General features: G+C 71.1%; 10 protein-coding genes. 6 read left to right on the forward strand and 4 right to left on the reverse strand.

From position 1 onward, the window contains the following. The 3 genes from Q1N79_RS09985 to Q1N79_RS09995 all read right to left on the reverse strand — a co-directional run. The coding region (locus Q1N79_RS09985) for a hypothetical protein (protein ID WP_300607255.1) at positions 1–182 on the reverse strand (182 nt) is incomplete at its 3' end. 169 nt (positions 183–351) lie between these two features. After that, a complete protein-coding gene (locus Q1N79_RS09990) occupies positions 352–2,352 on the reverse strand; it encodes a S53 family peptidase (RefSeq protein ID WP_300607258.1) in 2,001 nt (666 codons plus the stop codon). Between the two features lie 200 nt (positions 2,353–2,552). Next, positions 2,553–4,805 carry a penicillin acylase family protein gene (locus Q1N79_RS09995; protein ID WP_300607261.1) on the reverse strand — a complete coding sequence of 751 codons (2,253 nt, stop codon included), beginning with the start codon at positions 4,803–4,805 and terminating at the stop codon, positions 2,553–2,555. A gap of 95 nt (positions 4,806–4,900) precedes the next feature. On the opposite strand from Q1N79_RS09995, the gene Q1N79_RS10000 reads away from it, so the two are divergent. The 6 genes from Q1N79_RS10000 (at position 4,901) to Q1N79_RS10025 (ending at position 8,802) form a co-directional block, all read left to right on the forward strand. After that, positions 4,901–5,323, forward strand: coding sequence for a PPOX class F420-dependent oxidoreductase (locus Q1N79_RS10000; RefSeq protein WP_300607264.1), 423 nt, complete (start codon positions 4,901–4,903; stop codon positions 5,321–5,323). Between the two features lie 95 nt (positions 5,324–5,418). Continuing rightward, on the forward strand, positions 5,419–6,093 hold the full coding sequence (locus Q1N79_RS10005) for a peroxiredoxin-like family protein (protein WP_300607266.1): 675 nt from the start codon (positions 5,419–5,421) through the stop codon (positions 6,091–6,093). Positions 6,094–6,120: 27 nt separating this feature from the next. Beyond that, entirely contained in the window at positions 6,121–7,209 is a 1,089-nt protein-coding gene (locus Q1N79_RS10010) for an LLM class flavin-dependent oxidoreductase (protein WP_300607269.1), read from the forward strand. 36 nt (positions 7,210–7,245) lie between these two features. After that, positions 7,246–8,112 carry a TauD/TfdA family dioxygenase gene (locus Q1N79_RS10015; protein ID WP_300607272.1) on the forward strand — a complete coding sequence of 289 codons (867 nt, stop codon included), beginning with the start codon at positions 7,246–7,248 and terminating at the stop codon, positions 8,110–8,112. Positions 8,113–8,149: 37 nt separating this feature from the next. Continuing rightward, on the forward strand, positions 8,150–8,290 hold the full coding sequence (locus Q1N79_RS10020) for a hypothetical protein (protein WP_300607275.1): 141 nt from the start codon (positions 8,150–8,152) through the stop codon (positions 8,288–8,290). Positions 8,291–8,334: 44 nt separating this feature from the next. Continuing rightward, positions 8,335–8,802 carry an iron chaperone gene (locus Q1N79_RS10025; RefSeq protein WP_300607278.1) on the forward strand — a complete coding sequence of 156 codons (468 nt, stop codon included), beginning with the start codon at positions 8,335–8,337 and terminating at the stop codon, positions 8,800–8,802. 113 nt (positions 8,803–8,915) lie between these two features. Here Q1N79_RS10025 and Q1N79_RS10030 read toward each other — a convergent pair. After that, positions 8,916–9,106 (reverse strand): adenosylcobinamide-GDP ribazoletransferase (locus Q1N79_RS10030; protein WP_300607281.1); only part of this gene is annotated, 191 nt, incomplete at its 5' end.

The raw sequence follows: 9,106 nt of genomic DNA on the forward strand, positions 1-9,106 counted from the left end.
GGGACCATCACCTCGCGGAGGTTGCCCAGGTGCACGGGACCGGACGGGCTGATCCCTGACGCGCAGGTCGGCGTCTCGCCTGGGTGCCTGCGCTCCCCCTCGGCCAGCACCTGCGCGGCGGCGCGCGCCACCCAGTCGTCCAGCGCGGGCTGGGGCAGATTGGGCTGGGCAGAATCAGCCACGGGACCGGCCACCTCCATCGTGTTCTGCAGGCATCAGCGTACAAGCAGCCGGCGCGGGACAGGACGGTGCGGGGGACGCAGGCATCGGCGCACGGGCGGATGCCCGCGGCGAAGATGAGGCCCGGGCCGCCGCGGGGCGGCCCGGGCCGTTATGTGAACTGGCCGCGCGTCAGTGGAAGAACGAGGCGAGCGCGGTCAGGTTGGGGTAGCCGAGGCCGGCTCCCTGGTTGTAGGGCTCACCGGGGTTGCCGGTGTAGTAGATGTCGTCGTTGCCGGTGCCGACCTGGTTCAGCGGGGTGAACGGGGAGTCGAAGCTGACGGCGGCGGCGTAGATGGTCGGGTTCCAGAACCCGACCCGGTGGCCCAGGTAGGAGTCGATGACCGCGGTTGAGCCGTTGAGCTGCGGGGCGACGAAGCTGGTCCCGCCGTATTCGGCCAGGCCGCCGACCGAGGGCGCGTAGACCAGGTAACCGGTCTGCGGGTCGCCGTTCGTGGCCAGGTCAGGGACGGCCCTGCCGGTACCGGAGCCGGAGGTCACGCTCGGCGTGGGGTTGAAGTTCCATTCGGTGGGCTCGACCACGCCAGGGGCGATCTCCTCGTAGTCGATCGGGGTCAGGTACTCCACCGCGTGGAAGTAGTTGGTGCCCGACACACCCACCTGGTAGGACGGCTCGGACTCGAGCGCGCTGAAGCCGCCGCCGCTGCCGATGGGCAGGCCCTCCGCCGCCTCGGCCAGCGGGATGCCGTCGGTCTGCGCGACTCCGGCCCACAGGTAGTCCCAGCCCCAGATGCGCGTGGCCGGGTTCGTGGCGGTGGCGGTCCCGGCAGGGCCGGACAGGTACGAGGTACCGGGCAGCGAGGTGGCGCCGCACGCGGTGATGTACGGGCTGTCCGCCGGCCAGTCCACCGCCAGGTTCGTGGTGCCGACGTCCTCGGCGGCGATGTAAGCGCCGTAGTCGCCTGAGGAGGTGAACGCGGACTGGCCCTGCGCGGCCATCTCGAGGAAGGCCTCGTTGTACGCAGGCACGTAGCCCGACGACTCCTCGCCGGAGTTGATGGAGGCCACGACCGCGGTCTCCGACTCGCCCCAGCTCGCGGAGACGCTGCTTGCGATGTCCTGGCTGGCCGCGGTGAAGAACGCGTCGGCGAACCCGTAGTCGGTGTTCGGCGCCTGGTAGTCGATCACGTTCGCGCCGGGGGCGAGGCTCCCGGACTGCTCGATGTCTATGTCGGTCTCGACCGACCCCGAGGCAGAGCTCGGCGCGCCAGGGCCGCCGTCGATGTTCTCGACGGCGAGGGTGCCCGTGCGGGTCACGTGAGCGATGTTTGCCCAGAAGTAGTCCGGCGCGTACGTGTACCCCGTCGGACCAGGGTCGATCGCGGCCAGCGTGACGATGCCGACGGTCTGGCCTGAGCCATCGGCGCGCGCGTACAGCGGGTCCAGGTCGTACAGCTGGGCGAAGTCCTGCGGCAGGTGGCAGCCGTTGGTCAGGCCGAACTCGGCCACGCAGGTGCTCGAGCTGCCAGTCTGCGGCTTGGTCTCGCTGGCCGGCTTGGCGGTGTCGCTGTCGTAGGCGCCGTAGTTCGACAGCCCGAGGATGGCCGTCACGAAGCTGGCCAGCCGGTAGGGCAGCAGCGGCGCGGAGTTGTTGGTGTACACCGTCTGCTCGTGGTTGGTCGGGCCGAACGCGGCGCCACCCCGCTGCGCGGGAACCGTGACTTGTTCTTCGGTGATCGTCAGCGCGTTGTCGAAGTCGCCCGCGGTGCCGTTGGCCACCACGTCCAGGTCGTCGGCGTAGACCGTGGTCGTGATGCCGAAGCCGGCCAGGTAGCTGGTCAGCGCCTTGATGTTGGACGCGGTCTGGCCGTACTTGGCGGCGAACTGGGCGACCGACAGGTACTGCGAGGTCGGGATGCCCTGCTCGACCGCGGCGGCGAGGGCCTGCTCGTTTTGCATCGTGAGCACGAACGACACGGTCACCGGGGTGTCCGCCGGAGTGTCGCCGAAGACCTGCGCGCCCGGAAGGTCGGCCGCGTTGATACCCGCGGGCACCGCCGTCGGCGCGTTCGGGCTCGTGCCCGCGGACGCGCTCGAGACGGCCGCGAGCGGGGCTATCACCACGCCCGCCGCCAGCACCACTGCCCCGGCCGTCAGCCGGGTCTTTGTCATACGGATCATGTCCTTTTGCACCGTCCAATGTGATCGATCCCCACGGTTAGTTGGGTGCTCCGTGGGGGGGTGACGGGTTATGTAAGTTAGCCTGGCACGAACAGCGGGACTTTGCGGGATCGACGAGGGTTGTTATCTCCTTGTGTTGCAAAGCGCCGTGCGGCGCGCAGACGTTAACCACCAGCCATTTCTCCGGGAAATTAGTCGCGGTCGGCCATCGGGATGCGCCGGTGCGCCGCCCATTGCGCCAGCTGGTCCGCGAAATGCGGGCTGTCCGGGTCGCCGCTGCTGCCGCCCGGTATGGCATAGCTTGCGGCGGCGGGATCGGCGAGGTCGACCACCTGGCGGTACACGGACAGGCTGGTGACGGTGAACGGGCTGCCCTGCCGCCAGCCGTAGCCGGCCGCCTGGATGGTGTCGGCGTCGCCGCCCATCGGCACGCCGGGCAGCGGGGCCGCCCCCGGGGGGTCAAGCGGATGCCTGCGGACGGCCTGGTGCACCTCGCCCCAGCGCCACCGTCCCGGATCTGGCCCGCCGCGGTGAACGGCCGCCGCCCAGGCGGCGGCCAGCGCCGCGGGCACCGCGGCAAGCACCCGGCTGGTCCGCTCGCGGCGCCGCCCGCCGCCGCCGTCCGCGACCGCACGGCCGGGGCCTGCGGTGTCCGGGGGTACCGGCCCGCCGAGCAGTTCCCACGTGTCGTTGGCCAGCCACCGCCGCACGATGCCGATCGTCGGCACCAGGGCGCCGGAGGCCATCCACTCCCACGTGCCCGAGCCGAGCAGCGGCCGGTACAGCGCATCGGCGAGCGACCGCTGGAAGCACGCGTACAGCAGCGCCGGCCCCGAGCCGGCGCGAAGATCGCCGTCCCAGCCGGCCAGCATCGCCCGCGCCGCCTCGGCCGCACCAGGCGGAAACGGGCCAGCCCGGCCGAGCACCGAGGTCCAGGCCCGCGCCGCCCACGACACGGTGTCCGCCTGCATCCCCGCCAGTTCGTCCACGCTAAATACCGCGGCGCCCGCCAGCCGCGACCGCAGCCGCTCGGCGCGGAACGGCTGCGCGAACGTGTACGAGATGTACGGCTCGTCCCCGTCGGCGATCGCGTTGTTCGCCGTCATGACGAACCCGGCCGCGGGGTCGGCAGCTCGCGGCAGCGACCCGAACGGAACCGTGCCCACCCACTCGCACGCCCCGTCCCACCCGGGCACCGGCAGCGCACGGTGCGCGGGCGACGAACGCACCGGCAGCTCGCCCCGGCACTGATAGGCGATGGCGCCGCCCGTGTCGGCGCAGACCAGGTTGTTGACCGGGTCGACCCAGCCCGCCTGCGCCGCGACCAGGGCGCCCACATCGGCCGCGACCAGCATCGGCAGCATGCACTCAAGGCCGCGGTCCGGCCGGTACGTCGCGGTGTACTTCAGCGCCAGCGCCATGCCCGACAGCGGGTCGCCGTGCACGACCGGCCCGTGCCTGGTCTCCCACACGGATGCTTCCACCGCGCCGCGGCCGCGCACCGAGATCCGCTCGGTGCGCACGCTCGCCTCCCGCCAGCCGTCCTCGGTCTGGTACCTGGCGCCGTCGAACCGTTCGATGTACAGGTCCTGCGTGTCGGCGTCCGCGTGCGTGATCGCCCACGCGACCGACCCGTTGCACCCGAAGTGCGGGAAGCCGGGCAGCCCGGGGAACGTCGCCCCCGCCACGTCGAACTCGGGACAGCGCACGGCGCACTGCCAGTACACGTTGGGGGTATCGAGCGCGCGGTGCGAGTCGTTGCAGAGCACGGCCCCGCCGTGCGCGGTGCGCCGGCCGCTGACCGCCCACGCGTTGGAACCCGGCTCGGTCTCGGCGAGGAATCCCAGGTGCCCCGTCACGTCGGCAATCGCCTCGTCCGTCAGCAGGGACAGCCGGGCGCCCGGCGGCACGGCGAGCGGCGAGCCGGCCGGCGGCCTGGTCTCCAGCTGCCCGAACGCGTCCGGCCCGATCCGCGCGAGCAGCCACGCCTGCACCAGCTTGTGCTGCCACTGCCCCATGAACACGTGCCGCACCTTGAACGCCGCGACCGAGTGCCACGGCTCCCACGGCTCGACCGGGTACCGGCCCGGCAGCGGCAAGACGCCCTCCCGCAGCGCCTGGTTGACGCCGTCCGCGTACGCCGCGAAGGCCGCGCGCAGGGCGGGCGACATCGCGGCGACGTCCCGCCTGGCGGCCGCCGCCAGCCCCAGCCGCCTGGCCAGGATGTCCGCGCCGGCCGCCGACCGCCCGGCGATCTCTGCCCACCGCCCGCAGGCCCGCCGCCGGTCGTAGTCCATCTGGAACATGCGGTCCCGCGCGCACGCGTAGCCCATCCCGAACCAGGCAGCCGCCGTGGTCTCGCCCCGCACCCGCGGAACCCCGTACCGGTCACGCGCGATCGTGGCCTCGCCTGCCTCGCTCGGCAGGCTCAGGCGGTCGGTCATAAGGGCCATTATCCAGAACGAGCCGCCGCGACGAGCCGCCGCGCCTCCCCAGCCTTAACTGACTTTTCCGGCTGGAAAAGCCGTATAGTGCTGCCATGTCATCACCCGCGCGCCTGCACGCCTTCCTCGGCGAACCCCGGAACATCATCGTCGCCGGCATCCGCAAAGACGGCCGCCCGCACCTGTCGCCCAACTGGTTTTACTGGGACGGCGAGAGGTTCTACGTCTCGACCACGAGCAAGCGCGTGAAGTACAACGTGTTCCGCCGCGACCCCAGGGTCGAGCTCGTCGTCGACGACGCGACCGGGCACCGCTACGTGCACGTGTCGGGAACCGTGGAGATCCGCGAGGACGTGCCCGCCGAACTTCCCCGCTTCCGCGCCATCCGCGAGAAGCACGGCCGTCAGGTGCCGCCCGACGACGAGTTCGCCGCCGAGCTGATCGCCGACAACCGCGTCCTGCTCGCCATCACCCCAACGGGCTCACCGGCGACCTGGACGGCCGTAGGCCTGGACTGACCAGTCACCCGCCCGGAACCCGCCCGCCGGCGGTGAACTCGATTGGGACGGCTTCTTCCCTTTACTCATCTAAATCGATCAATATAATAGACAATGTGAGCCCAACCCCTTCCGTCTGCAAGCTGCTCGCTGACCTGCACGCTTACCGCCTGGAACACATGGCGAGCGCCGACCTGCAAGTGAACGTCGACCAGCGGCGGCTGCTTGAGGACATCGCCGACCGCGACGCGTTCGTCAAGCCCGGCGATGTCGTGGAGCCGTTCTCGCTGCCCGAGGTACTCGGCGGCACCGTCGACCTGGAGCAGCTGCTGGCCACCGGGCCCGTCGTGCTGCTGTTCTTCCGCTACGAGGGGTGTCCCGCCTGCAACATCGCACTGCGGCACTACCAGGCCGAGTTGTACCCGCCGCTGGCCGCGCTCGGCGCCACGCTGGTCGCGGTCAGCCCGCAGGTTCCCGGCAAGCTCGCCGCGATCAGGAACCGCTTCGGCTTCCCGTTCCCTGTGGGGTCGGACACCGGCAACGGGCTCGCTCGCCGCTTCGGCATCACGTTCACGGCGAGCCCGGCGTCCCAGGCCCATGCCAGGGCAAGGGGCGGCGACCTGGGGGAGGTGCTCGGCACCGGCGCGTGGGAGTTGCCGATGCCCACGATCGTCGTGATCGGGCAGGACCGCGTGGTGCGGTTCGCCGACGTGCACCCAGACTGGCTGGTCCGGACCGAGGCGGGCGTGGTCATCGACGCCGTGCGCGCGCTGGTCCCCGTCCCGGCCTGACCGAACGAGCGCAAGCAAGGAGATTCCATGCAGGTCGAGTTCATCGGCATCGCCCACACCAGCGACTACTCGGAGACCAACGCGCTGGCGGGGCCGGTCGTCCAGCCCGACTACCTGTACCGCCTGGCGTTCGTGCACGAGCAATCGGGCTTCGACCGGGTGCTCGTGGCGCACAGTTCGTCGTCACCTGACGGGTTCACCGTGGCGGATCAGGTGCTGACCGCCACGGAAACGCTCGGCGTGCTGCTGGCGCACCGGCCTGGCTTCGTCGCCCCGACGATCGCCGCCCGTAAGTTCGCCACCATCGACGCCTTCCACCCCGGCCGGATCGCGCTGCACGTGATCACCGGCGGCGACGACGGCGACCAGGCCCGCGACGGTGACTTCTCCGACAAGCCGGCCAGGTACCGGCGCACCGATGAGTTCCTGGACATCGTCGAGCGCGAGTGGAGCTCCGCCGAGCGCTTCGACTACGAGGGCGAGTTCTACAAGGTCAAGGACGCCTGGTCCGCGCTGCGCCCGGCCGGCGGGCACCTGCCGGTCTACTTCGGGGGGGCGTCGGAGGACGCGGTCCGTGTCGGCGGCAGGCACGCCGACGTCTACGCCTTCTGGGGCGAGCCACTCGACGGCATCAGGGAGCGCATCGCCCAGGTCCAGGCTTCCGCGCAGGCGGCCGGGCGCACCATCGACCGGTTTTCTGTCAGCCTGCGGCCCATCGCCGCCGACACCGAGTCGGCAGCCTGGGAGCGGGCGCACGAGATCCTCGAGCGCACCCGGGAGCGGGCCGCCGAGTACGTCGGGAAGCGCGACACGTCACAGGCCGAAGGGTCCCGGCGGCTGCTGCGCTACGCCGCGGAAGGTGAGCTGCACGACAAGCGGCTGTGGACCGCGCTGTCGAAGGCCACCGGCGCGGCCGGGAACTCCACCGCCCTGGTCGGCAGTTACGAGCAGGTCGCCGAGTCCCTCCTGGACTACGTGGCCGCCGGCGCCAGCACGCTGCTGATCCGCGGCTACGACCCGCTGGCGGACGCCGCCGCCTACGCCAACCTCATCAGGCTTGTCCACGACACGGTGGGCGACGACATCACCGGCTACCGCGCCAGCGTCGCCGCCTGACCCGACCAGTAACCCCTCGTCACTTAGGGAGTCAGCATGACCACACTCGCCGACACGGACGTCCAGCACGGTGCCCTGACGATCAGGCCGCTCCAGCCCACCATCGGCGCGGAAATCTCCGGAGCAGACCTCAGGCACCCGCTGAGCGACGCCGTGCGGGACGAGATCAAGGCCGCCATCCTCCAGTACAAGGTCGTCTTCTTCCGCGACCAGAACCTGGACCGCGACCAGCACGCGGCGTTCGCGGCGCAGTTCGGCCCGCTGTACACGCACCCGAGCGTGGACAAGTCCTACGCCGACAAGGTGCCGGCCATCCACCAGATCGCCGCGGGCGACGGGAAGAAGCACGAGAAGTACCTCGCGCAGCAGCGGGCCGAAGGCTGGGACCCCTACCACAGCGACACGAGCTGGCGGCTGGTCCCGACCTGGGGTGCCGTGCTCCGCGCGGTCAACCTCCCCGATGTCGGCGGCGACACGATCTGGGTGGACGCCGGGCTCGCCTACGACGGGCTGCCGGAGGAGACGAAGGAGCGCTTTGCGGGGCTGCACATGACTCACGACTTCCGGTCGGCGCTGGCTGGCGCCGGTCACGACTACCCGATCGTGGCCCACCCGATCGTGCGCACGCACCGTGAGACCGGCAAGAAGATCCTCTGGGTCAACTTCAGCCAGCACCCGTGGATCGTCGGGTTCGACCGGGACGATAGCAGGGAGCTGCTGTCCATCGTGCACGACCAGTATCGCAAGCCCGAATACCAGGTGCGGTTCAGCTGGCGGCCCGGCTCGATCGCGTTCTGGGACAACCGCGCCGCGGTGCACTACGCGGTCCGCAACTACGCCGACTTCCCCCGCTTGCTCGAGCGGATCCTGATCGCCGACGAACCGCAGTACGCGGACCTGTGAGCGGGGTCTCGCGGCACATTGCCTCGGGGCGAAACTCATGGATCTGTACCTAGCCGGCAAGCGTGCTGTCGTGACCGGCGGCAGCCGCGGCATCGGGTTCGCCGTCGCCGGCGCGCTCGGCCCCATTGGGCCCCGCCGCCAGTACGCGCGGCGGGCGAGCCCGGCGGCGGCTCGCTAGTGTAGGGGTCCTGGCGTTAGATCTCGCGTAGGGGAAAACCTGGCATGAACGACACGCAGAAGCCGCCCAAGAGGACCGCTGGCCGGGCGTCGGGCAGATTCACGGACGAGGAACGGGCCGCGATGCGGGACCGCGCCCAGGAGCTGAAGGCGACCGCGCGCGGCCCGCGCGCGGGCAAGGCGGACGGCGAGGGCGACGTGCTCGCGAAGATCGCCGAGATGCCCGATGCCGATCGCGTCATGGCCGAGCGGCTCCACGCGATCATCAAGGCCAGCGTGCCGGCCCTCGCGCCGCGAACCTGGTACGGGATGCCCGCGTACGCCAAGGACGGCAACGTGATCTGCTTCTTCCAGAGCGCGCACAAGTTCAAGACGAGGTACGCGACGCTTGGCTTCAGCGACAAGGCGAACCTCGACGACGGCGCGATGTGGCCGACCGCCTTCGCGCTGACGGAGTTGACCGCCGCCGACGAGGCCAGGATCGCCGCGCTCGTGCAGCAAGCCGTGAGCTGAGGACCGAGCGCCGCGGATGGCGGCCAAGCCAGTAACTTGCCTGGGTCCCGGTCGATACCACGTCCCGGCCGGGCTGCCAGGGCAGGCGTTGTGCGTTCGGCTGCGGGACGCGGTCAGCCCGCGAGCGCGCACGCGACGAGCACCGTCAACGTGCTGACCTCGACGATCGCGCCGAACACGTCGCCCGTCATCCCGCCGAGCCGACGCCGCGCGACCAGCCGGAGGAGCCCGCCGGCGAGCAGGCCGGCCAGCGCGGCGGCCAGCCAGCGTGCCGCGAGCGGCCACCCGCCCGCGGCGAGGCCCG

The sequence above is a fragment of the Trebonia sp. genome, from assembly GCF_030042015.1.
Taxonomy (GTDB): domain Bacteria; phylum Actinomycetota; class Actinomycetes; order Streptosporangiales; family Streptosporangiaceae; genus Trebonia.